We start from the raw sequence: 26,652 nt of genomic DNA, 5'->3' as shown, positions 1-26,652 counted from the left end.
CCTCTCCTGAATTAAACGTGTTGCAGGGCTTTTTCCGCAAGCTGTGCAAAATAGCGGGCGGCGGGCTCAATCAGTGCTTCATCCGGGTTAAAGGCCGGGTGATGTAAACCAAACGGACTGTTGCTGCCAATGCTGACAAACGCGCCGGGAACAGACTGCAAATAGACCGCAAAATCTTCCCCGCCCATATGCAGTTCCGCGTGCCGGGTTTCATATCCGGCCTCACGCGCGACCGAGGTGGCAAAATCAGCCCAGCGCTCGTCATTCACCAGCGCGGTAGGCCCGGCATACCAGGTGATATCAATCTGCGCGCTGAAGGCGCTGGCAAAACCGGCGGCGATTTCGCCCACGCGGGCTTTCACATTCTGCTGCACTTCCGTGCGATGGGTTCGCAGCGTGCCTTCCAGCTCGACGCTTTCCGGCAGCACGTTCCAGGTGTTGCCGCCCGCAATGCGGGTCACGCTCAGCACCACCGAATCCAGCGTGTTGACGTTGCGACTGGCGACGCTTTGCAGCGCCGTTACCAACTGGCTCGCCAGCACAATCGCGTCGTTGCCTTCATGAGGACGTGCGGCGTGCGCGCCTTTGCCGGTAATGCGGATCACGAAGCGGTCAACGTTGGCGTAGAACGGCCCGCCGCGGGTGGCGAACTCACCGACTGGCAGGCCGGGCTCGTTGTGCATACCGAAAATCGCGCTGACATCGCGCAGGGCACCGGCGCGCACCATGCTCTTCGCACCGCCAAAGTTCTCTTCAGCAGGCTGAAACAGGATACGCACCCGGCCGTTAAGCGAGGCCTCCCGCTCTTTCAGCTTTAACGCGGCGCCGAGGATGACGCTGGTGTGAATATCGTGTCCACAGGCGTGCATCACCCCTGCATGCTGTGAGCTAAACGGCACGCCGCTGCGCTCCTCGATCGGCAGCGCGTCAATGTCGGCACGCAGCGCAACCAGCCTGCTGCCCGTTCCGATTTCCGCCACCAGCCCGGTCGACAGGTCGTAAGGCTGTGGGGTGATCCCGGCGTTGGTCAGCCACTGGCGCAGGCGCGCGGTGGTTTCGACCTCCTGACCGGACAGCTCCGGGTTCTGGTGCAGTTCGCGGCGCCAGGCAATCAGTTGTTCGCCAAAACTCATACGGTGACCTCCTTGTTAAGACGCGCCCCGGCCAGCAGACGCAGCGACGCGACGCGCGTAGCCCCCTCCGCTACCGGCGTGTCGATGATAAATTCGTCAATGCCCCACTGCTGATGCAGCGCGTTGAGCTGTTCCACTACCGACTCAGCGGTACCCGCCAGCAGCGACTGCGCGCGACGTGCAATGCGCACCGGCTCACTGCCCGCCTGGCGTGCAAACGCGTAGGCCTGCTCTTCGCTGGCCACGGTGACACGCTGCCCGTTTGCCAGCTCAACGCCCCACACTTCGACCTTCTGCGCCAGCGCGTCTGCCTCAGCCTGCGTCGGCGCGACAATCGCCTGCACCGCCACTATCACGTCACGCGCGCTGTTCTCGCGCCAGGTCGATACCACCTCGCGCAGCAGGTCCGGGTCACCGTTCAGGTGTGCGGCAAACACAAAGTGCCAGTCGAGCCTGGCGGCGAGCAGCGCGCTTTCGGTACTCGCGCCCAGCAGAAAACCCTCAGCAGGCAACGGCGGCAGCGGCGTGGCGCGGACGGCCTCTTCAATAGCGTGATGCTCAGGACGGATCCAGCGGTCGAGCTGGGCCAGTTGTTCGGCAAAGCTGCCCTTTTCCTGTTGATTCAGGCCCTGCTGCAGCGCGCGGGTTGAGAGCGGTAATCCGCCGGGGGCTTTCCCGACGCCGAGATCGACGCGGCCAGGCGCCAGCGCGGCCAGCACGTTGAAGTTCTCGGCGACTTTATAGGGGCTGTAGTGCTGAAGCATTACGCCGCCTGACCCGACGCGAATGCGCGTGGTTTGCCCGAGGATCCAGGCAATCAGCAGCTCCGGCGAAGGACTGGCAAGCTGTGGGGTGTTGTGGTGTTCGGCAATCCAGAAGCGGTGATAGCCCAGATTTTCTGCCTGCTGCGCCAGCGCCAGGGTACGCGCCAGTGCATCGGCAGCCGTTTCGTTTTCAGCGATGGGGCTTTTATCCAGAATGCTGATTCGCCATGACATGTTGCGTTCTCGTTTGACTTAACATGTCGACATTATTAAAGGCGCATTTCACCACTGAGAAACAATTAATTTACATTTAGTTTGCCGGAAAACAGATATATAAAACCCTGCTAAGAATAAGACTTTAAGGAGGCAATCAGCGATTCCACCTGCTCCCGACGGGTAATGCGGACGAAGCGAATATGGCTATATTGCGGGTTTTGCAGATCGGCTTCATAGCGCGTACGGTTGTTACGCCAGGTTTTCATCGTCCAGATGATAATGGATTCTCTGCTGAAGAACGCGCGCCGGAAACTCTCTTTATTCCCCGTTCCCGGCCAGAGCTCGTGCTTATGCCAGGCCCGCTTTATTGCTCGCGTGACGGCCTGCCAGAGGGTGCGGCAAAACCCGTAATCCACCCACACCACCACATCGACATCGCGCCATTTCACAGGCCGCGTGCGGTTGTAGTTACCGTCAAGTACCCAGTCTGGCGAAGCCTGTAGCGCCTGCGCCAGCTTTGCCTGAAATTCGTCGTCCGGCGTGCCCTGCCAGTCAGAGCGCCAGTAGAGTCTGTCCATCTCGATACAGGGAATAGCCAGCGCGGTCGCAATCTGCTTCGCCAGCGTGCTTTTTCCACTTCCGCTGGTTCCTATGACGTTAATTTTCACCTCAGCCTCCCTGTATTCACGAAAATGAGACCAAATCATAGCGTTTTCATTCTGTTAACGAAACGCTATTTCAGCATGACAATTTTTCCAGAGAGGTGATCTCCCTCTTGCAGTTTGGCTTATGTCATTTATTTAAATCGATTCAAAATAACACCCACTAAAATATTTTCAATTTTATTACATTCGACAACATTAACAGATTAAAAATAATGGATGCCGGGTATTTCGGAGGATCTCAATTTCAGCGAGAATATGCGCAGATCGTTATTAAAATAATCACTTTTATCTTGCCGGAGCGCTTTCCGGATTTTTTATTCTTGCACAACATCATGGAGTTACTCATGAGGCGTAACACCCCCGTTACACAAAACGAGTATTTACTTAACGCTGGTTCGACGTTAATGTCCACCACCGATACAAAAAGTCATATAACTTATGCTAACTCCGCTTTTATAGAAGCCAGCGGATATAAAGAAGAGCATCTTCTGGGTGAGCCGCATAACCTCATCCGCCATCCCGACATGCCTGCCGAAGCGTTTGGCGACATGTGGTTTACCCTCCAGCAGGGTGAGACCTGGACAGGGCTGGTGAAGAATCGTCGTCATAATGGCGATCACTACTGGGTGCGTGCCAACGTGACGCCGGTCTGGCAGGGGGAATCCCTGACCGGCTATATTTCGGTGCGCAATATCCCCTCACGGGAGGAGATCGCGGCCAGTGAAAATCTGTATGCAAAAGTACGTAATAATGAATTAAAACAGTACCGTTTTTATAAAGGATTGTTCGTTAGGCGCGGTTTATTTTCCTTTTTGTCGCTCTTTAAATGTCTCAGTACCGGAAAACGAATTCAGCTTGGTATTACTGCGACAGCGTTACTTTCCTGCCTGGCGGTATATTTATTCCGCGATCGTCTCGTTCAGGCCACCACTCTGGTGCTGCTTTTTTCTGCGCTGTCCTTTTATCTTCATGCGCAGATCGCCCGGCCGGTAAAATCCATCGTTCAACAGATGCAGCGCGTGGTTTCAGGACGTAAAACGGACTATTACCATTTTGACAGGATCGATGATATCGGGCTGATGATGCGCCTGGTGAATCAGTCTGGTTTAAACCTGAACTCGCTGGTTGATGATGTCGGGGCGCAAATCAGCGGTATTGGCACCATCAGCCAGCAGGTCGCGAAAGAAGGTGCGGCGCTGCAGACGCGCTCTGAGGAAACCGCAGATTTCTTGCAGCAAACCGCATCTGCGGTGGAAGAGATCGCCAGCGCCGTGAAGCAGACGGCCGAAACCGCAAACGAGGCGATTCAGATGGCGGATCGCACCCGCGAGAGCGCCCACTGCGGCGAAGCGATGATGAAAGAGACCATCGGTATGATGCAGTCCGTTTCGCAGGATAACGGCCAGATCGTCGATATTATCAGCGTTATCGATCGTATTGCCTTCCAGACCAATATTCTTGCGCTGAATGCCGCTGTGGAAGCGGCACGCGCCGGTGAAGCCGGCCGCGGCTTTGCCGTGGTCGCGGCTGAGGTGCGCAATCTTGCACAGCACTCCGCGACGGCGGCGAAAGAGATCAAAGCGCTGATCGAGAAAAACGTCGCCAGCGTCAACGCTGGCGTGGAGAAGGTGGTACAAACCGAATCACAGCTGACGGTCATGATCGACCATGTTCTGCAGGTTTCCACCTTGATTAAGGAGATTGGCCTCGCCACGCAGGAGCAAACCCAGGCGCTGACGCTGATTAACGCCTCCCTCTCCCGTATCGGCGCAATGACCCAGAGCAATACGGGGATGGTGGATAACGTCACTCACGCCGCGAATCACCTGACGCAGCGGACGACGCGCCTGCAGCAGGCGATTGCCGTTTTTGGCGGTTAGCCGTTCGGGTACTCCTCGTCGGTCACTTTTTCCAGCCATGTTACCGGGCTGCCATTTACCGCTTCGGCGATGGCGAGATGCGTCATCGCCGTTTGCGCGCTTGCGCCGTGCCAGTGCTTCACGCCGGGTGGGATCCAGGCGATATCGCCCTGATTCAGGATTTCCGCCTCTTTGCCCCACTCCTGTAACCAGCCACGCCCCTGCGTCACAATCAGCGTTTGTCCCAGGGGATGCGTATGCCAGGCCGTGCGCGCGCCCGGCTCAAAGGTTACGGTTGCCCCACCGACGCTGGCAGGTTCGGTCGCCTGAAAGGGCGCGTCAATGCGAACAGTCCCGGTAAACCAGGCTTCCGGTCCTCGTACTGAAGGTATTGAACCGCTGCGGATAATTTTCATCTTTTGCTCCTCGTTGACTGTTGCGTTAACAGTAGCGCAAAGCACTCGGGAGCATTAGGGTGCATAATCAGATAGGACACATGACTGAAACTCATAAATAGAACCGCGATGCTAAAAGATAATTTCAACGATCTGCTCTCCTTTATGGTGGTGGCCCGCGAGCGTAGCTTTACGCGCGCAGCGGCGCAGCTGGGCGTCTCGCAATCGGCACTGAGCCATGCGATGCGCAAGCTTGAGGCGCGATTAGACGTTCGCCTGTTAACCCGCACAACCCGCAGCGTGGTTCCGACACCCGCGGGTGAGCAGCTTTTTTCGCGCCTCAGCCCGCATCTGCTGGAGATCGAACAGGAACTCACGGCGCTTCGCAGCACCCGCGACAAACCCGCAGGCGCTATCCGCATCGTCGCCGGCGAGCACGCGATGGACGCCGTGCTCTGGCCGGTACTGAAGCCTTTTATGCTGCAGTATCCTGACATTAACGTCGAAGTGACGGTCGACAATGGCCTGACAGATATCGTAGATGGCCGCTTCGACGCGGGGGTTCGCCTGGGTGAACAGGTGGCAAAAGACATGATTGCGGTGCGGATTGCGCCGGACATGCGCATGGCGGTCGTCGGCTCGCCGGATTACCTGGCTCGTTTTGGCGTGCCGCTCGTGCCGGAGCAGCTGGGTGAACACCGCTGTATCAATCTCCGCCTGCCCACCCGAGGGGGATTGTATGACTGGGAATTTGAGCGCGACGGGCGCGAGCTTCGCGTGCGGGTTGACGGACAGCTTACGCTGAATAACCTGTCGCAGCGTATCGACGCCGCGGAGAATGGTCTCGGATTAGCCTACGTGCCCGAGTCCTCGGTTCTGGACGCTCTGAATCAGGGACGGCTGGTCAGGGTTCTTGAATCGTGGTGCCCCACGTTTGAAGGATATCACCTCTATTATCCGAGCCGTCGGCAGCACACAACCGCGTTCAGGTTACTTCTGGATGCCCTGCAGCAGCAAAAATTTATACCATCTGGTAATAATTAAGAGAATCTGATGATTAAATAATCAACCCCACCATTGTTTTGACTAAAAACTCATCACGTTTCAGCGTGTTGTGATCCCCGTCTGCTCTGACCACACGATTTCCTTCGACGTGCATCACTTTCGGCACGGTTATATTTTGCGTCGCTTATGAATTGCAGGTAGGATGCCTCGCCATGTTTCGCCTTATCCATACGCAGAATGACTGGGGAGGCGACATGTGTTTGCGCAGAAGCAATCGTTTGTATTGCGCTCTGCCAGGCAGGACTATCACGATAATGGTTCAGACAGGCAAACAGGTAACTCAATGAAAACAAGCAATAAAAGCGCAGCCGATCATCATGCTGCTAAACGTCGCTGGTTGAACTCCCATGAAGAGGGCTACCACAAAGCGATGGGCAACCGTCAGGTTCAAATGATCGCCATCGGCGGCGCTATCGGAACGGGTCTGTTTTTAGGTGCTGGTGCACGCCTGCAGATGGCTGGCCCGGCTCTCGCCCTGGTCTATCTGGTGTGCGGGATCTTCTCTTTCTTCATTCTTCGTGCACTGGGCGAACTGGTACTGCATCGCCCTTCCAGCGGCAGCTTCGTCTCTTACGCCCGTGAATTCCTCGGTGAAAAAGCCGCTTACGTCGCGGGCTGGATGTACTTCGTCAACTGGGCGATGACCGGTATCGTCGATATCACCGCCGTGGCGCTGTATATGCACTACTGGGGCGCGTTTGGCGATGTGCCGCAGTGGGTCTTTGCGCTTGGCGCGCTGGCGATTGTCGGCACCATGAACATGATCGGCGTGAAGTGGTTCGCGGAGATGGAGTTCTGGTTTGCGCTGGTAAAAGTGCTGGCCATCGTGGTGTTCCTGGTCGTGGGTACCGTCTTCCTCGGCAGCGGTAAGCCGCTGGATGGCAATGCCACCGGCTTCCACCTGATAACCGATAACGGCGGATTCTTCCCGCACGGTCTGCTGCCTGCGCTGGTTCTGGTTCAGGGCGTCGTGTTCGCCTTCGCCTCCATCGAGCTGGTGGGTACCGCAGCAGGTGAATGTAAAGATCCGCAGACGATGGTGCCAAAAGCCATCAACAGCGTGATCTGGCGTATCGGTCTCTTCTACGTCGGTTCCGTGGTGCTGCTGGTGCTGCTGCTGCCGTGGAACGCCTACCAGGCGGGCCAGAGTCCGTTCGTGACCTTCTTCTCTAAGCTGGGCGTGCCTTACGTGGGCAGCATCATGAACATCGTGGTGCTGACGGCGGCGCTCTCAAGCCTGAACTCCGGCCTCTACTCGACCGGTCGTATCCTGCGCTCCATGTCGATGGGCGGTTCTGCACCGAAGTTCATGTCCAAGATGAGCAAGCAGCATGTGCCGTACGCCGGTATTCTGGCGACGCTGGTGGTCTATGTCTTCGGCGTGTTCCTGAACTACCTCGTCCCGTCACAGGTGTTCGAAATCGTTCTGAACGTGGCTGCACTCGGGATTATCGCATCCTGGGGCTTTATCGTGGTCTGCCAGATGCGTCTGCGCAAGGCGATTAAAGAAGGCAAAGCCGCTGACGTCAGCTTCAAGCTGCCTGGTGCGCCGGTAACGTCCTGGCTCACCCTGCTCTTCCTGTTCAGCGTGCTGGTGCTGATGGCGTTCGACTACCCGAACGGCACCTACACCATCGCGACCATTCCACTGCTGGCCGTGCTGCTGATTGCGGGCTGGTTCGGCGTGCGTAAACGCGTTCATGAAATTCACAGCACCGCGCCGGTTCATCCTGACGATGAAAAACACGACGCGCCGTTGGTGGAAGAAACCTCGCGTTAATAAAAAAGCCGGGTGGCGGCTTCGCCTTACCCGGCCTACATTTCATTATTTTGTAGGCCCGGTAAGCGCAGCGCCACCGGGCAATTCCCATCTTACAGCGCGATACGAATCACGTCGTCAGGCTGGGTGGCTTCCTGCTGGCGGGTGGATTTTTGTTTCACCGTCACGTACAGGGTTTTACCATCCGCAGAGAGCGCCAGGCTGTTCGGGTAGACCGGCGTGTCGAACGTTTTAGTCACCTTATACGTTTTCCCATCAATCACGCTCACCTTGCCGGCTTCACGGTGCGTCACGTAGGCTTCATTGCGGGCCGGGTTAAACAGGACCGCCAGGGATTCCGGCGCGGCGATTTTCTCGATCACGCTGCCGTCTTTCAGGCTCACCACCAGCACTTCCGGCTGTTTTGAATCGGTCAGGAACGCACGCTGACCGGCTGTGTCGAGGCTAAGGTTCAGGTAGAAGTGCTCTTTCCCGTCATCCTGCACTTTTTTACGGCTCAGGATTTTGTTGGTGGCCGTATCAATGGTTAACAGCTCGCCGTCCGCATTCGTGGTGTACAGACGTTTCGCCTGCGCATCCAGCGCCAGGCCAGTGCTGTAAGTACCGGTATTGGCAATGGTCTCTTTCAGCTTCAGCGTGGCGCCATCCACCACCCAAATCACGCTCTCTTTACCGACACCGGTGATGTAAATCGTGTTGCTTGCGTCATCCGCCACCAGTTGGCGCGGCTGCAGCGGTTTGACGGTTTCGCTGCGTTGACGCCCATCCAGCACCAGTCGCCCTTTTACGTCACCCGTTTTTGCATCAATCGCGGTTACCGCGCCGTTGATCGTATTACCGAACCACAGCGTTTGGGTCGCGTTGTCAAAGGTGGCACCAAAGGGTTTGAGATCGCTATGGATCGCCTGCGTCACGTCCAGCGTGACCGGATCAAGACGGTAAACAACCCCGCCCTTGTCGGTTTTACGGCTTTGCGAGGTCGCCACCCACAGCGCATTCTCCTGCTGGCTCACGGCCATTTCATACGCCCCTTTACCCACCGCTTTACGCAGCACCTCTTCGGCGGCATGCACCTGGAACGTCCCGGCAAGCAGTAAAGTGGCAGACAGCAGTGACAGGCTCAGACGCGGCGAGCACAGATGACGTAAAGACATAACAATTCCTTTTCTGAAAAGTGGGGTTTGGGCTGACATCACTTCCGGCAGACAACGTCATGGCATTGCCTTTTGATAATGAGAATAGTAATCATTAATCAGATGAATGTGGAGTTTTTCTTTCCCCTCTCGCCTTTCATTAACGCAATGTGCGGTTATAGTTTTCAAAACATTTACAAAACCTTTAACATGTATGGACATGTTCCATTTGGTTCGTTTACATACCACAACCGGTTTTATTCATGAAAATCATTTCTGCCCGTAAGGCTTCTCTCCCGCTGCTGCTGGTTCCTGTTATTTTTGCGCCGCTCACCGCCATGAGCGCAGAGGAACAGACCATGATCGTCAGCGCCACGCCGCAAACCGTATCGGAACTCGATACCCCGGCAGCGGTCAGCGTCGTCAATGGCGATGATATGCGCCAGGCTGCACCCCGCATCAACCTGTCTGAATCCCTTGGCAGCGTCCCGGGACTGCAAATCCAGAACCGTCAGAACTACGCCCAGGATCTCCAGCTGTCGATGCGCGGATTTGGCGCTCGCTCAACCTTTGGGGTGCGCGGTATCCGTATGTACGTCGACGGTATTCCAGCCACCATGCCGGACGGACAGGGTCAGACCTCCAACATCGATCTTTCCAGCGTGGAGAGCGTTGAAGTGCTGCGCGGCCCCTTCTCTGCCCTGTACGGCAACGCCTCCGGCGGCGTGATTAACATCAACACCCAGACCGGTCAGCAGCCGCCGACCATTGAGGCGAGCAGCTATTACGGCAGCTACGGTACCTGGCGCTATGGCATGAAAGCCACCGGCGCGATGGGTGATGGCACCCACGCGGGCGATGTGGATTACACCGTTTCCACCACCCGTTTCACCACCAAAGGCTACCGCGACCACAGCGGCGCGCGTAAGAATCTTGCCAACGCGAAGCTGGGCGTGCGCATTGATGACGTCAGCAAGCTGACGCTGATCTTCAACAGCGTGGACATGAAGGCCAACGATCCGGGTGGACTGAATTATCAGGAGTGGCGGGACAACCCGCGCCAGTCGCCGCGCGGCGATCAGTACAACACCCGCAAGACCATCAAGCAGACCCAGGCCGGTCTGCGCTACGATCGCCAGCTCAGCACCCAGGACGACCTGAGCGTGATGATGTACGCCGGCGAGCGTGAAATGACGCAGTACCAGTCGATTCCGTATCAGCCGCAGCTAAAAGCCACTCACTCCGGCGGGGTGATTGATATGCAACGCCACTATCAGGGCGTGGATACCCGCTGGACGCACCGCGGCGAGCTGCTGGTGCCGGTGACCTTTACCACCGGTCTGAACTACGAAAACCTGAGTGAAGATCGTCGCGGCTATGAGAACTTCGTGATGAGCAACGGGGTGCCGGACTACGGCGTCAAAGGCGATAAACGTCGCGACGAACGCAACCTGATGTGGAACGTCGATCCTTATCTGCAGAGCAGTTGGCAGCTGACGCAGAAACTCTCTGTCGATGCGGGTGTTCGCTACAGTTCGGTCTGGTTTGATTCCAATGACCATTACGTTACGCCGGGCAACGGCGATGACAGCGGTGAGGCGAGCTATCACAAATGGCTCCCGGCGGGCGCCGTGAAGTATGCGGTGACTGACGGGTGGAACCTCTACGCTGCCGCAGGGCGTGGGTTTGAAACGCCAACCATCAACGAACTCTCCTATCGTGCCGATAATCAGGGCGGTCTGAATATTGGCCTGAAGCCATCCACGAATAACACGTATGAAGTGGGCAGCAAAACCCGAATCGGCAACGGTCTGCTGACGGCGGCGTTGTTCCGCACCGATACGGATGATGAGATCGTGGTGGACTCCAGTTCCGGCGGCCGCACAACCTATAAAAATGCCGGTAAAACCCGCCGTCAGGGTGTGGAAGTTTCCCTGGATCAGCAGTTCGCGGATAACTGGAAGCTGAAGATGGCGTGGACGTATCTGGATGCCACTTACCGGACTAACGTCTGCAGCGACGCAGACTGTAACGGTAACCGTATGCCGGGGATTGCGCGCAACATGGGCTTCGCTTCGTTTGGCTGGCAGCCGGAAGAAGGCTGGTACGCGGGCACGGACGTGCGTTACATGAGCGATATCATGGCCGACGACGAAAATACCGCGAAAGCGCCGTCTTATACGGTAGTCGGGCTGAATACCGGGTATAAGTTTAACTACGGCAACTGGGGAATGGACGTCTTTGGCCGCGTCGATAACCTGTTCGATAAAGAGTACGCGGGATCGGTTATTGTCAACGAGTCCAACGGTCGTTATTACGAGCCTGCACCAGGCCGTAACTATGGCGTCGGGCTGTCGGTCTCTTATCGCTTCGAGTAAGCAAAAAAGAAAAGTTTATTTTATAAATGAAATAACCCTCCTGATGGCAATAAGCCATCAGGAGTTATTCACCAGATAAATAATTAGCGGCGGTATATAGTCGCTCTGATAAATAATCTCTCAGTTAAAATATTGTCGCTGTAAAAGAGAATCCGCTTCATCAATCAACTTATCAATCGCCTTTTGGCTGGCCTCCACATCTCTCCGCTCAAGGGCTGAAAGAAGCTCGTCATAGTGATATGTTGCCGTTTTGATGTCGCTAAGCTCCTGGTGCAGATAGTTCATACAGGGGCCGATGCGGACCCATAGCTGTTCAATTAAAGCATTAAGCGTCGGCATTTCCGCATACTGATAAAGCGTAAACCTGAAGACACGATTCGCATGCAAGGCCTGCTGAACGTTTCCATTGCGCATGGCCTCATGGAAGGCCTCTGACATTTTGCGCAACGCCTCCAGCTTGCCGTCTGACATATTCTGGCATGCTGCGGCAACCGCCATTGGCTCAAGCTGTTTTCGGATGGCGTTAATCTCGTTATAACGCTCCAGCGTCACCTCAGGGACCAGAAAAGCCTGCGCTGGCGTGGCGTGAAGCGCGCCTGAGGAGACCAGGCGCAGCAGCGCTTCGCGAACCGGCGTAATACTGGTGCCTAATTTATCAGCAATCTCTTTCGTAATCAGTCGTGCTCCTGGTTTGAGGGAGCCTGTAATTAACGCCCCTTTCAAACTGTGTTCAACCTGCATGGTAAGGCTAACCCTTTGGGCTTTTTCTAAGTGATCCAAATCAAGCATGTGGAATTCCTGTAGCTAAAACTTAATGCTATTTTTAAACGCCAGTTTTAATAAAACGGCGCCGGTACGATATATCCTGTATCGTCATGCCTGGTGGTGGGAAGTACGTAAAACAGCAAAAAAAAGCAAACATCATTTTTTTTATCGTTTTCGGGCTCATCCGGGATGATGGCGCGAAAAACCGTGTCCAGTAATTAAAGACAATATATCGTATCTTCACAAATAAATATGGCGGGAAACCCCGCCATTGTGCGCTTTATTTATTGTCACTCGCGACGCGAATCACGACTTTGCCGAAGTTTCGTCCTTCCAGCAGGCCAATCAGCGCCTCGGGAGCATTTTCCAGCCCGTCCGTCACCTGTTCGCGATAGTGGATTTTCCCCTCCTGCACCCAGCGCCCCATCTCTTCCTGGAACTCATGAATGCGGTGTCCATAATCCTGGCCGATAATAAAACCCTGCATACGAATGCGTTTCTTGAGAAGGGTCGCCATCAGGAGCGGCAGGCGGTCCGGCCCGTCAGGCAGGCCCGTCGCGTTATAGCCGCTCACCAGGCCACACACTGGCACGCGCGCGGAGGTGTTCAGCAGGGGCAACACGGCATCAAACACTTTCCCGCCGACGTTTTCATAATAGACATCAATACCGTTCGGACAGGCGTGTTTCAGCTGGTCGGCAAAATCCGCCGCATGGTGATCCAGACACAGGTCAAAGCCGAGAACCTCAACGGCATGACGGCATTTCTCTGGGCCACCGGCCACGCCGACCACCCGGCAACCTTTGATTTTGCCGATCTGCCCTACTGTCGCGCCAACCGGACCGGTCGCCGCAGCCACCACCAGCGTTTCACCCGCTTTCGGTTGCCCGATATCCAGCAGCCCCATATAGGCGGTAAAGCCCGGCATGCCCAGTACGCCCAGCGACCAGGAAGGATGAGACGGATTGTCGCCCAGCTTCACCAGGCCGCTGCCGTCCGAAAGTTCATACTCCTGCCAGCCGCTGTAGCCCAGCACCCATTCACCGGCTTTGAAGTCAGGATGGTTTGACTGCTCAACGCGGCTGACCGTTCCCCCCACCATCACCGCACCGATCTCAACCGGCGGTGAATAGGATGGCGCGTCGCTCATGCGCCCTCGCATATAAGGATCCAGCGACAGCCAGACGGTACGAAGCAGAAGCTGCCCCGCACCCGGTTCCGGAACAGGCTGCGTTTCCAGACGAAAATTTTCCGCGACCGGTGCGCCCTGTGGACGAGAGGCCAGCACCCAGCGGCGGTTATGCGAAACAGAGTGATTCATCAGGATCTCCTTCTGGTACAAATGTCATTACAGCCTGGCTCACGTTCGGCGTTATCGCATTAGCATTACGAGCCAGACTGATTGAGGCGTACAACCAGATAGATGCAGGTTTCATTCGTCTCGTTGATGAACCGGCAGTCATTAGGCGGCCCCAGCTCAAGACAGTCTCCGGCGTGCATCTCGTGGCGGGTGTCGCCCTCCTGAAACACCAGCTCGCCGGACTGCAGCCAGATAAGCTGACGCGCCAGCGCGTAAGAAGAAGCCGGCATCGGAACGTCGCTTCCCGCAGGCAGTTCCACCTGAACAAGGTCGATGGGCAGATCGGTACGGGGAGAAACATGGCGGCGGAGGTAGTGCGTCTGCGGATCGCGCCAGACGGGCTGGTTTGCCAGGCGCAGCAGCTTGCCCTCCTGCATTTCGGCCCGGGCAATTAGCGTTGACATGCTGATGCCAAACGCGCCCGACAAGCGGGCAAGCAAGGTGGCTGTCGGGCTACTGTCCCCGCGCTCTATCTTATGGATCATGGCGCGGGAGACCCCTGCCCGGTCCGCCAGCTCGCTGAGGGACCATCCGCGAGACTCGCGTTCAAGGCGAATTCTTGCGCTAATCCGTTGATTCATTGTGTCTGTTATGGTGTTCATGACGTCATACTATAGTGTATGAACGGCAATTCAATGGGCTTTTGATAACAAAAAAATATGGCTTATGCCGTAGCGATCGGGCGATACAGTTGTGTAATATCGTAGCGATAACGTAATACTATAGTGAACAACACACAGAGGCTTCATCATGATCGTTCGTCATGCCTGCAAAGAAGACTGCGCTGCGATAGGCGAGATTTACAACCACGCGGTGCTGCACACAGCCGCGATCTGGAACGATAAAACCGTCGATACCGATAACCGAATCGCCTGGTTTGAGGCGCGCTCGCTTGCGGGCTACCCGGTTCTGGTAAGTGAAGAGGACGGCGTAATCACCGGCTACGCCTCTTTCGGCGACTGGCGCGCCTTTGACGGCTTCCGTCATACGGTTGAGCACTCGGTCTATGTCCACCCGGCCCATCAGGGCAAAGGGATTGGCCGCACGCTGATGAAGGCGCTGATTAACGAGGCCCGCGCCATTGGGAAACACGTGATGGTGGCCGGCATTGAAGCGCAAAACCATGCCTCGATTCATCTCCATGAAACGCTCGGCTTTGTGACGACGGGACAAATGCCGCAGGTGGGAACCAAGTTTGGCCGCTGGCTGGACTTAACCTTTATGCAGCTGCAGCTGGACGAGCGCAGCGATCCGGACGCGATCCCATGAATCAGTCACTGACGCTGGCGTTTCTGGTCGCGGCGGGCATCGGTCTGGTGGTGCAAAACACTTTGATGGTGCGTATCACCCAGTCCTCCTCCACCATTCTCATCGCGATGCTGCTGAATTCGCTGGTCGGCATCGTGCTATTTGTCGGTATTCTTCTGCTGAAACAGGGCGTGGCCGGGTTCAGCGAGCTGGCCGCGACGGTGCGCTGGTGGACGCTTATCCCGGGGCTGCTGGGGTCGTTTTTCGTGTTTGCCAGCATCAGCGGCTATCAGAATGTTGGCGCGGCGACGACCATCGCCGTGCTGGTCGCAAGCCAGCTGATTGGCGGGCTGGTGCTGGACGTGCTGAGGAGCCATGGCATCCCGCTGCGCGCCCTGATCGGCCCGGTGTGCGGCGCGGTGATGCTGGTGGTCGGGGCCTGGCTGGTGGCGCGACGCCAGTTTTGATGGTTACAGTATGGTGCCGCCTTTCGTCAGCTGTTCCTCACGCGCGTCCATCTCCTCTTTATGCTGCTTACCGTGATGCGAAATCGCGGTGCGCAGACGCTGCTGCTGGGTGTAGCGATCTTCACGGCTGAGCTCTGCATCATCGCTTAATTCAATCAGCAGCTCGTTCATGTGGGTAATGACGCTCTCTTCGATGGCGGCATCGACGCGGGCGATAACTTCGTTTAAATGTGACATTGTCACTCCTTGTTATGTGCCCGGTGGCGCTACGCTTACCGGGCCTACGGGTGCCAAATGTAGGCCGGGTAAGGCGTAGCCGCCACCCGGCTAAAAAGGCTTAGTTCAGCTTCGCTTTCGAGAAATCGCTGCCCATCAGGCTTACGCTGTACCCGGTCACATTGCTGCGGGTCGCGTAGAACGTTTTCCCGTTGGCCAGCGCGATCCACGGTGCCTGCTGGTAGAAAATCTCCTGCGCCTGGCCATAGAGCTTGGCGCGCTCAGCCGGGCTGCTGGTCAGCTTCGCTTTTTGCACCAGACCATCATACCCCTTATCGCACCAGCGCGCGGCGTTTGAGCCGGTTTTAATGCTGTTGCAGCCGAGCAGCACATCGGCAAAGTTGTCCGGGTCGCCGTTGTCGGACATCCAGCCAAACAGCGCGGAGTCATGTTCGCCTTTACGCATTCCGGAGAGATATTCGCCCCACTCGTAGGAGACAATTTTGGCCTTCACGCCGACTTTTGCCCAGTCGCTCTGGATCATCTCCGCGATACGACGCGAGTTCGGGTTATACGGACGCTGAACCGGCATTGACCACAGCGTGACTTCCGCGCCCTTCTCCAGACCCGCCTGCTTCAGCAGGGCTTTCGCTTTTTCAGGATCGTAGCTGTAGTCCTTCAGGTCTTTATTGAAGCCCAGCATATTTGGCGGGATCGGCGATTTTGCCACCGTGCCCGACCCCATAAAGACCGCATTAACGATGGCCTTCTTGTCAGTCGCGTAGTTGAGCGCCTGACGCACCAGCACGTTATCAAACGGTTTTTTCTCGGTATTAAACGCCAGATAACCGACGTTCAGCGCATCGACCGAGTGCAGCGTCAGGTCTTTGTTGTTTTTGATGGCGTCAAACTGAACCGGGGATGGCGCAGGAATGATCTGGCACTCGTTGGTCTGCAGCTTCGCCAGGCGAGTTTCCACGTTTGGCGTAATGGAGAAAATGAGATGCTTCGTCGGCACCTCGCCTTCCCAGTAATTCGGGTTCGCGACGTAGCGGATCAGCGAATCCACTTTGTACTGCTGCAGCACGTAAGGCCCGGTACCAATCGGCCAGGTGTCCACGTTCTCAGGCGTGCCTTTTTTCAGCATTGCGTCGGCGTATTCAGCGGAGAGAATCGAGGCGAAATCCATTCCCCAGTCGGCCAGAAACGCGGCGTTGGGTTCGCTGAGGGTGAACTGGACGTGATAATCATCGACCTTTTTAACGTCCTGGATCAGCTTATCGAGACCGACATCATTAAAGTACTCGTAGTTGCCCTGCGACACGTTGTGGTACGGGTGTTTAGGGTCTTTCTGACGCATGACCGAGAAAATAACGTCATCGGCATTAAAGTCGCGCGTCGGTTTGAAGTATTTGTTGCTGTTGAACTTCACCCCTTTACGCAGGGCAAAGGTATAGGTCTTGCCATCCGGCGAAATCGTCCAGGACTCCGCCAGCGACGGCACCGGGGTGTTTTTCACCGGGTCGAAATTGATCAGACGGTTATACAACACCTGAGAGCTGGCCACAAAAGACGGGCCAGAGCTGGCGATTTGCGGGTTGAAGGACTCGGGGGAGGCTTCTGAACAGTAAATAAGGGTGTCGTTATTTGCCGCCCATGCGGCACCGGCTGGTAACAGCGCGCTCAGCGCAAGGGCGAGCAGTGTTTTCCCTGTAGACATGGTTATAACCCTGACAGTTTTATTATATAGGACAGTAATAACAGCACAGGCGTTTTGACCTGGCAAATAACGAAACACTATCAGGTTATTCTAAAGCCGCGTTTTTTGCTGTTTTAACCGCCAGCGCTCAAAAAGATGATTTGCCTTAAGTGCCATTATTCGTCAAGCACAACCGTCACTTTCTATGCCGCAAGAAATCGGCGCTTTTAGCGTCTCTTCCTCCGTTTGTTTGCATCCTCGTTTCGTTAAAGTAATGGTGTGAAGAAGTATATGGGATCAAATCGTGGCAAAAACTCTTTTACGCAGCGGTAATCTGGATGATTTTCAGGCCGTTGGCGGCGGCGGACAAGCCGTTTTCGAATCAGCGTTGCAAATCCGTGAAGCGCTCCGTTTGCGCAAACAACAGGCCATCGTCGACTGTCTGGCGATTCCTCAGGTCAACGACAGCGGCGACCGCGTGGACTGGTATTCCCCGGCTGAAGGGAGCGTAATCAGTTGGAAAGCGGCCGATGAAGATGATCGCTATCGCGCCCTGCGCTATCTGGAAAACACGCTCGCCAGCGTCGAGTCATTAAGTAAGAAATGCCTGCAGTCGCCCAAAACCGCGCAACAGCTTTTTGGCTCTCTGCTGTCAAAGGCGTTTCAGTTTCCGGGCGAAAACTTCCTCTTCCTGGTGGACGGAAAGCCGGTCATTAGCTTCTGGGGGTTTGTAAACCTGAACGAGAACGCGCGCGACGATGTCCTCGACTGCCTGCGTGAATCGCTGATCCCTGAGCCAGCCCCCGTTGTGATTGACGATCCTGAACCCGAGCCTGAGCCAGAGCCGGTGATGACCTTCGAGCATGCTGACGAGCCGCTGATCGCCCCATCCACGGTGGTGCGTATTACGCCAGAGGAGCTGTATGAGCCCGAACCGGCCCCCGCCGTTGCTCAACCTCTTCAGGCGCCTGCTCCAGCGAACATCGTGAAAAAGCGCCGCGTTCCCCTGTGGACCCTGCCGGTTGCCGCCGTGATCGTCGCCGCCATTGCCGCCCCGCTGCTGTGGCCAAAACAGGCACCTTCCGCTGAGCCCGCCCCGGCACCCACACCTGAACCTGTGGAGATTGCGCCAAAACCGATCAAAGCGGTTGAGCCGCTGGCGATGAAGCTACCGCTGCATCAGGCGGAGGTCGTGGCCAGCAAAGAAAAAGAAGCCGCTCCGGCCGCTCCTGCGCCACAGCCCGCTCCGGTGGTGATTGTCGCCATCCCAAAAGACGCCATGGTGATGGAAGCGAATCAGGTAAAAGCGGGATCGACGCGTTTCCTGAACGGCACCTGGCGCGCCATCCTCGATGTGAAAGATCCGGTTACCGGCAAGCCGCCGTCGCTGCGCTATCAGATCCAGAACAATAAAGGTTTCGCCCGCGTTGTCCATGGCGACAATATTGTCTGCCGCGCGGAGGTCTTCTCCGGGCTGCACAGCAATGGCGAGCTGATGATTAAGAGTCGCGGCACTGCCCGCTGCACCGACGGTTCCCGCTACCCGATGCCGGAAATTGCCTGTAAAGCAGGCACCAGCGATATCGCAGAATGTCGCGCCCGTTATGATGCCAACACCGTCGTCCCACTGACGTTCAAGAAAGCAGGTGCCTGATCCTATGCTGGTAAATCTTTGCGACTATAAACAAAGCGTCACGCTTATTGCCAACAGCGGCGTGCAGTTCCTCGATTTCGGTCTGACGCCGCAGGACTCCGCCAGCAACGGGCGCTTCGTACGTAAAACCGCGAACGGCCCGCTATTGCGCCTCGATTTCGACCTGGTCAACGGTCGCTATACCCTGCCCGGCATGAACGGCGGGCAGCCTGAAGTGGTCAAACCGGAAACCACTATCCCGCTGCATCAGTCGCTGGCGGTACTGGATGGCGTCTGGCTTCCGGTTCCGTTCCTGCGCTTCAACCCACCACGGACTTTTGTTGAAGGGCCGGATAACTGGGCGCGCGTTCAGGTGCGCAAGCTTGACACCCCGGACACGGCAGGCAATACACACCGCGTCACGCTCGCGCTTGACAGCCAGATTGCCGACCATGCCACGTCCGCGCTCTCTCCGGTGGAAAACGATATTCTGAACGGGACCCGCTTCGCGCTGGCGTGGCGCGATAACGAGGTAGACAGTTTCCTCGATCAGACCTGGATTGACGGCTGGCTGCGCGAGGCGTTTACCCAGTATGCCGACGGCGTTGAGAACCGCTCTGAACGCGACCTGCAGCAGGCGATGCGCAGTTTTGAATATCAGGCCCACTGGCTTAACCTGCTGACCATGCTCGGTGAACAGCTCACCGTACCGGAAGTGAAATTTGTCACCCATACGCTCAGCACGCCTGCCATTCCGGTTGACCTGATCCTCGACGTGGGTAACACCCACACCTGCGGCGTCATTATTGAAGACCACGGCGATGCGAACGATGGGCTGCGTCAGACCGCCGAGCTGCAGGTTCGCTCGCTCAGCGAGCCGCAGTTCCTGAACGAGCCGCTGTTCACCAGCCGTCTCGAGTTTTCAGAAGCGCGTTTTGGCAAGCAGCACTTCTCGGTGGAAAGCGGTCGCGAAGACGCCTTTGTCTGGCCGTCGATTGTCCGCGTCGGCGATGAAGCCCGCAAGCTGGCGATGCAGCGTCTGGGAACCGAAGGCAACAGCGGTATCTCCAGCCCGCGTCGCTACCTGTGGGATGAAACCCCGGTCGTGCAGGACTGGCGCTTTAGCCAGATGAACAGCAAGACCCAGCGTGAACCGCTTGCCACCGCGTTCCCGCTGATGAACCTGATGAACGATGACGGCGAGCCGCTCTTCACGCTGCCGCAGGACGAGCGCCTGCCGGTCTTCTCGCCGCAATACAGCCGCAGCACCCTGATGACCCATATGCTGTGCGAGCTGCTGGCACAGGCGCTGGGGCAGATCAACAGCGTCGCCACGCGCCTGCGCCTGGGCTTCCCTGCCTCGCCGCGCCAGCTGCGCACGCTGATCCTGACGCTGCCCTCCGCCATGCCAAAGCAGGAGCGCGAGATCTTCCGTCGCCGCATGTTTGAAGCCATCGCGATTGTCTGGAAAGCGATGGGATGGCACCCGCAGGATGAGGATTTTGTCACTCGCAAACAGCAGGAAAAAAGCGTGGTGCCGGTACCTGAAATCCAGATGGAGTGGGATGAAGCCAGCTGCGGTCAACTGGTCTGGCTGTATAACGAAGCCATCTCCCGCTTTGGCGGCCAGACCGAAGCCTTCTTCGCCTCCCTTGCCCGTCCGGACCGTGAGCCTGAGCCGGGTAGCCAGCCGGGACGCGCGTTGCGCGTCGCGTCCATCGACATCGGCGGCGGCACAACGGATATGGCGATCACTCATTACCAACTGGACGACGGTTCCGGCAATAACGTCAAAATCACCCCACAGCTGCTGTTCCGCGAAGGGTTTAAGGTCGCGGGCGACGATACGCTTCTGGACGTGATTCAGCGCTACGTGTTGCCCGCTCTGCAAACGCAGCTGCAGAAATCCGGTATCGCGGATGCCTCGCTGCTGATGGCCTCGCTGTTCGGTGACTCCGGACGCATTGATACCCAGGCCGTGCTGCGCCAGCAAACGGCGCTGCAGCTCTTTATGCCGATTGGCCATGCCATTCTTGCCGGATGGGAATCCAGCGACGTTGACGATCCGCTGGCCGGTCTGCATGCCACCTTTGGCGATCTGCTGCCGCAGAAGCCGACCCGCAACGTGATGAACTATCTGCAGCAGGCGATCGATCATGCCCTGCCTGCGGGTTCAGACGCTTTCGATCTTTTCGCCGTGCCGCTGCATGTGAACTTCCGCGAAATGCAGGATGCGATGCTGGCCGGGCAGTTTACGCTGGCCTCCCCGCTCCATGCGGTGTGTGAGGCGATTTCCCATTACAGCTGCGACATTCTGCTGATCACCGGACGCCCGGGCTGCCTGCCTGGGGTTCAGGCGCTCATTCGTCACCTGCAGCCGGTACCGGTCAATCGCATCGTCTGGCTGGATAAATACCAGGTACATGAGTGGTATCCGTTCAGTCAGCAAGGGCGCATTGGCAACCCGAAATCGACCGCTGCCGTGGGGGCCATGCTCTGCAGCCTGGCGCTTGACTTGCGTCTGCCGCGCTTCAACTTTAAAGCCGCGGACATTGGCGCGTATTCCACCGTGCGCTATCTGGGCGTGCTGGATAACACCGTCAATACCCTGCGCGAGGAAAACGTCTGGTATCAGGATATCGATCTTGATAAACCCGGCGCGAAGCTTGATGCGCGTCTGCACTTCCCGCTGCGCGGTAACGTGACTCTCGGCTTCCGCCAGCTGGCAAACGCGCGCTGGCCGGCCACGCCACTCTACACGCTCAGCATTAACTCGGCCGAACTGGCAAAAGCGATTGCCGGCGACGGCGTGCTGAACGTGCGGCTCAAGCTCTGCGGCGGCAGCAAGCAGGAAGGTCCGGAGGCCTTCGAGCTGAGCGATGCCTGGCTGCAGGACGGCACGCCGGTGGCACCTGACGCATTAACTTTCAAACTGAATACCCTGGCCGATCGCCGACACAGCGGTAGCCACTACTGGATCGACAGCGGGAGCGTATACCTGAAATGACAGCGACCACGAACACCACTCAGGCCTTAATCGGGTGGATTAACGAGACGCGCCTGACCGCCCCTGTGCTGGATAACGATGCCGACGCCCTGCTTGCTCGCATCAACGCGGTGCAGGCGCGGGAGCAGGCCATTGAACGCGCCATGACCCGCCAGAGCAGCATTGGGCTTTACGGCCATTCGCAGAGCGCGAAAGCGCACCTGCTCTTATCGCTGTGCGGCAGCGGCAATGGTCGCCTGAACGTGACGCCAGGCCAGCGCACCTTTGACTATTTTTCGCATATCAATCCCGGACATGCCCTGACCAATATGGCCGTCCGCTTCACCCGGGAAATCCCGGAAGCGCTTGACGAGGCGTTTCCGCTGCGCCTGAACCTGGTCACCGAGGCCGAGCTGGTACAGCTGTTTATTGCCCGCACGACGCAGCACCCGCAGATGCGCGCGGTGGATAAGGCGGTCATCGAGACACGGCTGGAGAAATGGCGCGGCCTGCGCCAGCCGCAGGGCGTGCCCGGCATCACCGCTCAGGAAGTGGGGGCAATTGCCCGCTTCTGGCAGAGCTCGGTACCCGCCGCGAAACAGCAAATTGATGATGCCCTGTGGCATGAGTTTGCCCAACTGGTGCCTTCACTCGATCTCAGCACGCGAGCCAGCGTCTGGTCGCTGCTCTGGGGCGAACAGCAGGAACTGACCCAGCAGTGGTTAAACCTGGCCCATGTGCTGCACCAGACCAGCCATGCCAGCGAGCTTGCGGCCCCCCTTAGCCTGCTGGTGGACAGCTTTGGGCTGCCGGGTGAAGGGTTCCTGACGCACGACGGCTCGATAGCGCTTCAGCATGCACAGGAGACGCTTCTCCATCCGCTGAACAACGGTGAAATGCTTAACGCCATCAGCCTCCCGGTCGATGTGCTGGCCTTCCTGACCCGCGAACTGGTGCTGCCGGTTGAGAGCGGCGCGCTGGATAATGTTGATATCATTGATATCCCGGTGTTTGAAGAGCGCCATGCCGATCCGCTACGCCAGGCGAAATCCCAGTGGCTGCTTGAGCACTATCGCCAACAGCTCCAGCCGGATGTGCTGGTCATTTGCAACGCGACGGCGCAGCACGAACAAACGGCCAAAAAAGCAAAAGTGTTAATGAACTGGGTCAGGGAGACGCAGCCTGCCGAAGAATCTGCCCTGCCGGGGCTGGTGTGGGCGATCACCCCGCATGACGCCCGCTTTACCACCCGGCAGAACCTCGACGAAGCCGTACAGCATCTGCTCGGAAAGCCGGGCTTGCGCTGGGGCACCCTTCAGGCCCTGGACAGCCACAGCATGCAGCGCGTCATTGAGTGGCTGTCCCAGGCCACGTTGCCCGCGCAGCGACAGAAACGTCTCGGCACGCTGAAAAACGCGCTGCGTCAGGAGCTCTCGGCGCTGATGCAAAGCTATCTGGCACCGCTGGTTGAGGAACCGGGTACCCGACGCGCTCAGGCAGAAAACATGGTGCGCATGCTGCAAAGCAGTGCCGCCCGCCACGGCGAGCTGCTTGAAGGCCTGCTGCCGCCGCTGAAGGCCTTTGAAACGCTGCTGGCCGTTCAGCAGCCGCGCGAGGAGCAGGTTAACGGGCTGTTTACGGATACCATTGACCTGTTTGCCGATAATGCCCAGGAAAGCGCAGGCCTGTTCCAGACCAAAGACAAAGCGCGTCTGGCGCACAGAGTATGGATAAATCATCTGCGCCAGTGGAGCCGCAACGAGGCGACCGCCGCCCGTCTTGGGCTGGATCCTGAGGTGTTACAGCAAATCGCGGATGTGCTGGTCGTCACCAGCTACCGGCTGAATCTGCCTCAACAGCTGCAGCGAATTGTCGAAGCAGATAAAAGTAGCGCTGCGCAACTGCATGCCGTGATGGGCAATTTCGTTGGCTGGCTGGGTTACGACCAGACGCCCGTGGCGACGCGTCCGGCAAGCCGCATCCGTAAGGGCCATGCCATCTTCGTCACGCCGGTGGTCAGCAGCGCCGAACCTCGCCTGACGCGCCTGGGAGAACAGCCGGTCCATGCGGCTACCGCATATGTTTACGACTGGCTGGTCGCACTCTATAGCCGCGCGATAGAGAACATTGATTACCAGCACCCGCATGATGTTCAGCCTGACGCACGTCAGGCACTACGGGCTTTAATAAAGTAGCCGCCCTTCTTGCCGGGTGGCGCTGCGCTTACCCGGCCTACATTTCGCAACGATGATACATTGCACAATAATCACTTCGTCATACATTCGGCTAAGGCCCGCGCCAGCGCAGAGGGGTTTTCCCAGGACATTGAGTGCCCCGCCGCAGGAATAATTTTCACCTCAACGCCCTTCTGCTGGAGATTTTCCACATCGTCATCCGGCAGAGAGAGCTCGCCAAAAATCAACGTTACCGGGCAAGAGAGTGTCAGGAACTGCGCTTCCCATTCCGGTTCAACGCCCGCCACCAGGCCAGATGCACCGCGCCAGACGGCATAAGCGGCATTGCTCTGCAGGCATCCCGCCCACGCTGTTTTTTCTGCGCTAAGCATGGCGTCATATCCGTGCTCCAGAAACTGTTGCTCGGATTGCGCCGCTATAGACCGGCTGAACATGCCCCCACCCGCATAAAAATTGGGCTCTGACACCATCAGTCCCTTCACGCGCGTTGCCAGCAGCCCCGCCGTTTCGATAGCAATACTGCCGCCCATGCTGTGGCCATATAACCAGAAGGAATCCAGCTCAAGATGGTCAATCAGTTCCGCGACAACGTGCGCCTGGTCAGTGGTTTTATAGCTGTAGTGCTCAGGCTTATCGCTGTAGCCGCTGCCGGGCAAGTCGATGAGAATCGCTCTGCGCGCGCCAAACAGCGGGTCACAAACGACGCGGGGATATTCATAGGAAGAGGCGCAGCCCAGCCCGTGAATGAACACCACGGGATCGCCGGTACCGGGCAAGTCGTGCCAGCGCACGGTGCAACCGGCCTGCTGCGAGTAAAAACTGTTCATAAGCACTCCTTTTATGATGCACTGTGTATTTATACAGTCATCAAGTCAGGAATGCTATGTTCATCTTTTAAAACTGGAAGCGTGCTTCAGAAAAGCGAGACCAGCAGCGCAACGGGAAAGCTCATTGGCCAGGTTGACCCCACCAGGAAAGCGCTGAGCAGGCGGATACGTTTGCGGTCTTTAGAGAGGAACCAGGTGATTAATGCGCAGATGGAAGCCATGATTGCGTAAAAAACCAACATCTTTTGATACAACGTCATTCTGTATACCAGAGCCGAAAAAATAACCGCACGCAATATGCGTCATATGTTGACACAGATCAAGTTTTTTCGTTACAGAATAACCACTTAAAAATTACGGCTAATAACAATTGAGTATCTTACGTAACACGTGTGGCGTGCAAGGAGCACGCCTGGCCGCGCAAGCGACCAGGCTGAGCGGATCAGTGTTTGATCATCACATGTCTGACGACCGTATAATCCTCAAGCCCGTAGACCGACATATCTTTCCCGTAGCCCGATAATTTCATGCCGCCGTGCGGCATTTCGCTCACCAGCATAAAATGGGTATTCACCCAGGTGCAGCCGTACTGCAGGCGCGCGCTCAGGCGATGGGCGCGCCCCACGTCTTTGGTCCAGACCGATGACGCCAGGCCGTATTGCGAATCGTTCGCCCAGGCCAGCACCTGCGCCTCGTCATCAAATTCGGTGACGCTCACCACCGGGCCAAACACCTCGCGTTGAACGATGGCATCGTCCTGTTTTGCCCCCGCCAGCAGGGTTGGCTGGAAGTAGTAGCCCGCCCCCTCTTTTTTGCTCCCGCCGGTGACAACCTGGATATGACCGAGCGCTTTCGCCTCATCGACGGCCTGGCAGACGCGTGAAAGATGGGCGGCCGAGCTGAGCGGTCCCAGTTCGGTCGAGGTGTCTTCCGGAGCACCCATTTTAAGACTGGCAACCGCGGCACCCAGCTTTTCCACCAGTTGGGCATAAATTCCCTTCTGGGCATAAATGCGGCAGGCCGCCGTACAGTCCTGTCCGGCATTGTAGAAACCAAACGTCCGCACCCCTTCAACCACCGCATCCAGGTCGGCATCATCAAACACGATCACCGGCGCTTTGCCACCCAGTTCCATATGGGTGCGTTTAATCGAAGACGCCGTATGGCCGATGATATGTTCCCCGGTCGCAATCGAACCGGTCAGCGAAACCATGCGGACCTTCTCGTGTCCGGTGAGCGGGTCGCCGACCGTTTTGCCCCGACCAAACAGCACGTTCAGAACGCCCGCCGGGAAGATATCTTTTGCCAGCTCTGCCAGCTTAAGCGCGGTCAGGGGCGTGATCTCAGAGGGCTTAATCACCACGCAGTTCCCTGCTGCCAGCGCGGGGGCCAGCTTCCAGGCTGCCATCATCAGCGGGTAGTTCCACGGCGCGATAGAGGCCACCACGCCCACCGGATCACGGCGAATCATTGACGTGTGACCGTCAAGGTACTCGCCAGCGGCGAGGCCGTTCAGGCAGCGGGCGGCCCCGGCAAAGAAACGGAAAACGTCGACCACCGCCGGGATTTCATCCCCCAGCGCGCAGTGCAGCGGCTTGCCGCAGTTGAGGGACTCGAGCCGGGCAAAAGCCTCACCGTGCGCTTCAATCGCATCCGCCAGCTTCAGCAGGCACTCGGCGCGGGTTTTCGGCGTCGTTTGTCCCCACGCCGCAAAAGCACGGTCAGCAGCCAGCACCGCCGCGTCGACCTGGGCCGCTGACGCCTCAGCAATCTCCAGCAGTACCTCTCCGGTGGCCGGGTTATAAACCGGCTGTTTTTCACCTTCTCCGGCAACCAGCTCACCGTTTATCAGCAGATGTTTTTGCATA

The 26,652-nt window shown here is 57.3% G+C and carries 22 protein-coding genes; 9 read left to right on the top strand and 13 right to left on the bottom strand.

The window, feature by feature from the left end; genetic code table 11:
• Positions 1–11: 11 nt before the first annotated feature.
• The 3 genes from BFG58_RS02560 to BFG58_RS02550 form a co-directional block, all read right to left on the bottom strand.
• Positions 12–1,133: an amidohydrolase gene (locus tag BFG58_RS02560; RefSeq protein WP_045908821.1), complete on the bottom strand. Its 1,122-nt coding sequence runs from the start codon at positions 1,131–1,133 to the stop codon at positions 12–14.
• Entirely contained in the window at positions 1,130–2,131 is a 1,002-nt protein-coding gene (locus tag BFG58_RS02555) for an LLM class flavin-dependent oxidoreductase (RefSeq protein WP_008501769.1), read from the bottom strand. The genes BFG58_RS02560 and BFG58_RS02555 overlap by 4 nt, the downstream gene beginning before the upstream one ends.
• 110 nt (positions 2,132–2,241) lie before the next feature.
• Complete coding sequence (locus BFG58_RS02550) at positions 2,242–2,781, bottom strand: AAA family ATPase (protein WP_069719653.1); 540 nt, start codon at positions 2,779–2,781, stop codon at positions 2,242–2,244.
• A gap of 341 nt (positions 2,782–3,122) precedes the next feature.
• On the opposite strand from BFG58_RS02550, the gene BFG58_RS02545 reads away from it, so the two are divergent.
• Positions 3,123–4,658 (top strand): methyl-accepting chemotaxis protein, encoded by a 1,536-nt coding sequence (locus BFG58_RS02545; protein WP_069719152.1) that lies wholly within the window; start codon positions 3,123–3,125, stop codon positions 4,656–4,658.
• Here the strand turns inward: BFG58_RS02545 and BFG58_RS02540 are convergent.
• Positions 4,655–5,053, bottom strand: a complete 399-nt coding sequence (locus BFG58_RS02540; RefSeq protein ID WP_069719151.1) for a cupin domain-containing protein — start codon at positions 5,051–5,053, stop codon at positions 4,655–4,657. The genes BFG58_RS02545 and BFG58_RS02540 overlap by 4 nt on opposite strands.
• Positions 5,054–5,161: 108 nt before the next feature.
• Here BFG58_RS02540 and BFG58_RS02535 point away from each other — a divergent pair, with 108 nt between their 5' ends.
• Complete coding sequence (locus tag BFG58_RS02535; RefSeq protein ID WP_048223405.1) at positions 5,162–6,076, top strand: LysR family transcriptional regulator; 915 nt, start codon at positions 5,162–5,164, stop codon at positions 6,074–6,076.
• Positions 6,077–6,380: 304 nt separating this feature from the next.
• On the top strand, positions 6,381–7,877 hold the full coding sequence (ansP, locus tag BFG58_RS02530; RefSeq protein WP_008501774.1) for an L-asparagine permease: 1,497 nt from the start codon (positions 6,381–6,383) through the stop codon (positions 7,875–7,877).
• A gap of 92 nt (positions 7,878–7,969) precedes the next feature.
• Here ansP and BFG58_RS02525 read toward each other — a convergent pair whose 3' ends face one another.
• The gene (locus BFG58_RS02525; RefSeq protein ID WP_069719150.1) at positions 7,970–9,031 is read right to left on the bottom strand and encodes a YncE family protein; all 1,062 of its coding nucleotides are present in this window, start codon (positions 9,029–9,031) and stop codon (positions 7,970–7,972) included.
• Between the two features lie 242 nt (positions 9,032–9,273).
• Here BFG58_RS02525 and pqqU point away from each other — a divergent pair, with 242 nt between their 5' ends.
• The gene (gene pqqU, locus BFG58_RS02520; protein ID WP_069719149.1) at positions 9,274–11,388 is read left to right on the top strand and encodes a TonB-dependent receptor PqqU; all 2,115 of its coding nucleotides are present in this window, start codon (positions 9,274–9,276) and stop codon (positions 11,386–11,388) included.
• Between the two features lie 120 nt (positions 11,389–11,508).
• Here the strand turns inward: pqqU and BFG58_RS02515 are convergent, their stop codons facing one another.
• From BFG58_RS02515 to BFG58_RS02505, 3 genes are all read right to left on the bottom strand, one after another.
• Complete coding sequence (locus BFG58_RS02515) at positions 11,509–12,177, bottom strand: GntR family transcriptional regulator (RefSeq protein ID WP_044596524.1); 669 nt, start codon at positions 12,175–12,177, stop codon at positions 11,509–11,511.
• A 256-nt stretch (positions 12,178–12,433) separates the two neighbouring features.
• Positions 12,434–13,474 (bottom strand): NADP-dependent oxidoreductase, encoded by a 1,041-nt coding sequence (locus tag BFG58_RS02510; RefSeq protein WP_069719148.1) that lies wholly within the window; start codon positions 13,472–13,474, stop codon positions 12,434–12,436.
• 65 nt (positions 13,475–13,539) lie between these two features.
• Complete coding sequence (locus BFG58_RS02505) at positions 13,540–14,115, bottom strand: helix-turn-helix domain-containing protein (protein WP_008501301.1); 576 nt, start codon at positions 14,113–14,115, stop codon at positions 13,540–13,542.
• A gap of 148 nt (positions 14,116–14,263) precedes the next feature.
• On the opposite strand from BFG58_RS02505, the gene BFG58_RS02500 reads away from it, so the two are divergent.
• Together BFG58_RS02500 and BFG58_RS02495 are read left to right on the top strand one after the other, a co-directional pair.
• The gene (locus BFG58_RS02500; protein ID WP_023292298.1) at positions 14,264–14,782 is read left to right on the top strand and encodes a GNAT family N-acetyltransferase; all 519 of its coding nucleotides are present in this window, start codon (positions 14,264–14,266) and stop codon (positions 14,780–14,782) included.
• Positions 14,779–15,228: a DMT family transporter gene (locus BFG58_RS02495; RefSeq protein WP_069719147.1), complete on the top strand. Its 450-nt coding sequence runs from the start codon at positions 14,779–14,781 to the stop codon at positions 15,226–15,228. Before BFG58_RS02500 ends, BFG58_RS02495 begins: the two co-directional genes overlap by 4 nt.
• Positions 15,229–15,231: 3 nt before the next feature.
• On the opposite strand, the gene BFG58_RS02490 is transcribed toward BFG58_RS02495, so the two are convergent.
• Positions 15,232–15,465 (bottom strand): YdcY family protein, encoded by a 234-nt coding sequence (locus tag BFG58_RS02490; RefSeq protein ID WP_008501298.1) that lies wholly within the window; start codon positions 15,463–15,465, stop codon positions 15,232–15,234.
• 100 nt (positions 15,466–15,565) lie between these two features.
• A complete protein-coding gene (locus tag BFG58_RS02485; protein WP_063621800.1) occupies positions 15,566–17,164 on the bottom strand; it encodes an ABC transporter substrate-binding protein in 1,599 nt (532 codons plus the stop codon).
• A gap of 283 nt (positions 17,165–17,447) precedes the next feature.
• Between BFG58_RS02485 and BFG58_RS02480 the strand changes: the two genes are divergently transcribed.
• The 3 genes from BFG58_RS02480 to BFG58_RS02470 are packed head-to-tail and all read left to right on the top strand — an operon-like array spanning position 17,448 to position 23,957.
• The gene (locus tag BFG58_RS02480; RefSeq protein WP_069719146.1) at positions 17,448–18,797 is read left to right on the top strand and encodes an SrfA family protein; all 1,350 of its coding nucleotides are present in this window, start codon (positions 17,448–17,450) and stop codon (positions 18,795–18,797) included.
• A 4-nt stretch (positions 18,798–18,801) separates the two neighbouring features.
• Entirely contained in the window at positions 18,802–21,783 is a 2,982-nt protein-coding gene (locus tag BFG58_RS02475) for a virulence factor SrfB (RefSeq protein WP_008501295.1), read from the top strand.
• Entirely contained in the window at positions 21,780–23,957 is a 2,178-nt protein-coding gene (locus BFG58_RS02470) for a virulence factor SrfC family protein (protein WP_069719145.1), read from the top strand. Before BFG58_RS02475 ends, BFG58_RS02470 begins: the two co-directional genes overlap by 4 nt.
• 71 nt (positions 23,958–24,028) lie before the next feature.
• Here BFG58_RS02470 and BFG58_RS02465 read toward each other — a convergent pair whose 3' ends face one another.
• From BFG58_RS02465 to patD, 3 genes are all read right to left on the bottom strand, one after another.
• Positions 24,029–24,784, bottom strand: coding sequence for an alpha/beta fold hydrolase (locus BFG58_RS02465; protein WP_069719144.1), 756 nt, complete (start codon positions 24,782–24,784; stop codon positions 24,029–24,031).
• A gap of 86 nt (positions 24,785–24,870) precedes the next feature.
• Positions 24,871–25,044 carry a GhoT/OrtT family toxin gene (locus tag BFG58_RS02460; RefSeq protein WP_013096478.1) on the bottom strand — a complete coding sequence of 58 codons (174 nt, stop codon included), beginning with the start codon at positions 25,042–25,044 and terminating at the stop codon, positions 24,871–24,873.
• A gap of 182 nt (positions 25,045–25,226) precedes the next feature.
• A complete protein-coding gene (patD, locus tag BFG58_RS02455) occupies positions 25,227–26,651 on the bottom strand; it encodes an aminobutyraldehyde dehydrogenase (protein WP_069719143.1) in 1,425 nt (474 codons plus the stop codon).
• Position 26,652 lies beyond the last annotated feature (1 nt).

Source organism: Enterobacter sp. ku-bf2 (genome assembly GCF_001742765.1).
In the GTDB taxonomy this organism is placed as follows: domain Bacteria; phylum Pseudomonadota; class Gammaproteobacteria; order Enterobacterales; family Enterobacteriaceae; genus Enterobacter; species Enterobacter quasiroggenkampii.
This window is presented reverse-complemented; position numbering and strand designations above follow the sequence as displayed.

Coding starts and splice junctions, on each gene's coding strand:
- BFG58_RS02560 (WP_045908821.1), bottom strand. CDS start 1,133: ATGAGTTTTGGCGAACAACTGATTGCCTGGCGCCGCGAACTGCACCAG.
- BFG58_RS02555 (WP_008501769.1), bottom strand. CDS start 2,131: ATGTCATGGCGAATCAGCATTCTGGATAAAAGCCCCATCGCTGAAAAC.
- BFG58_RS02545 (WP_069719152.1), top strand. CDS start 3,123: ATGAGGCGTAACACCCCCGTTACACAAAACGAGTATTTACTTAACGCT.
- BFG58_RS02540 (WP_069719151.1), bottom strand. CDS start 5,053: ATGAAAATTATCCGCAGCGGTTCAATACCTTCAGTACGAGGACCGGAA.
- BFG58_RS02535 (WP_048223405.1), top strand. CDS start 5,162: ATGCTAAAAGATAATTTCAACGATCTGCTCTCCTTTATGGTGGTGGCC.
- ansP (WP_008501774.1), top strand. CDS start 6,381: ATGAAAACAAGCAATAAAAGCGCAGCCGATCATCATGCTGCTAAACGT.
- BFG58_RS02525 (WP_069719150.1), bottom strand. CDS start 9,031: ATGTCTTTACGTCATCTGTGCTCGCCGCGTCTGAGCCTGTCACTGCTG.
- pqqU (WP_069719149.1), top strand. CDS start 9,274: ATGAAAATCATTTCTGCCCGTAAGGCTTCTCTCCCGCTGCTGCTGGTT.
- BFG58_RS02515 (WP_044596524.1), bottom strand. CDS start 12,177: ATGCTTGATTTGGATCACTTAGAAAAAGCCCAAAGGGTTAGCCTTACC.
- BFG58_RS02510 (WP_069719148.1), bottom strand. CDS start 13,474: ATGAATCACTCTGTTTCGCATAACCGCCGCTGGGTGCTGGCCTCTCGT.
- BFG58_RS02505 (WP_008501301.1), bottom strand. CDS start 14,115: ATGAACACCATAACAGACACAATGAATCAACGGATTAGCGCAAGAATT.
- BFG58_RS02500 (WP_023292298.1), top strand. CDS start 14,264: ATGATCGTTCGTCATGCCTGCAAAGAAGACTGCGCTGCGATAGGCGAG.
- BFG58_RS02495 (WP_069719147.1), top strand. CDS start 14,779: ATGAATCAGTCACTGACGCTGGCGTTTCTGGTCGCGGCGGGCATCGGT.
- BFG58_RS02490 (WP_008501298.1), bottom strand. CDS start 15,465: ATGTCACATTTAAACGAAGTTATCGCCCGCGTCGATGCCGCCATCGAA.
- BFG58_RS02485 (WP_063621800.1), bottom strand. CDS start 17,164: ATGTCTACAGGGAAAACACTGCTCGCCCTTGCGCTGAGCGCGCTGTTA.
- BFG58_RS02475 (WP_008501295.1), top strand. CDS start 18,802: ATGCTGGTAAATCTTTGCGACTATAAACAAAGCGTCACGCTTATTGCC.
- BFG58_RS02470 (WP_069719145.1), top strand. CDS start 21,780: ATGACAGCGACCACGAACACCACTCAGGCCTTAATCGGGTGGATTAAC.
- BFG58_RS02465 (WP_069719144.1), bottom strand. CDS start 24,784: ATGAACAGTTTTTACTCGCAGCAGGCCGGTTGCACCGTGCGCTGGCAC.
- BFG58_RS02460 (WP_013096478.1), bottom strand. CDS start 25,044: ATGACGTTGTATCAAAAGATGTTGGTTTTTTACGCAATCATGGCTTCC.
- patD (WP_069719143.1), bottom strand. CDS start 26,651: ATGCAAAAACATCTGCTGATAAACGGTGAGCTGGTTGCCGGAGAAGGT.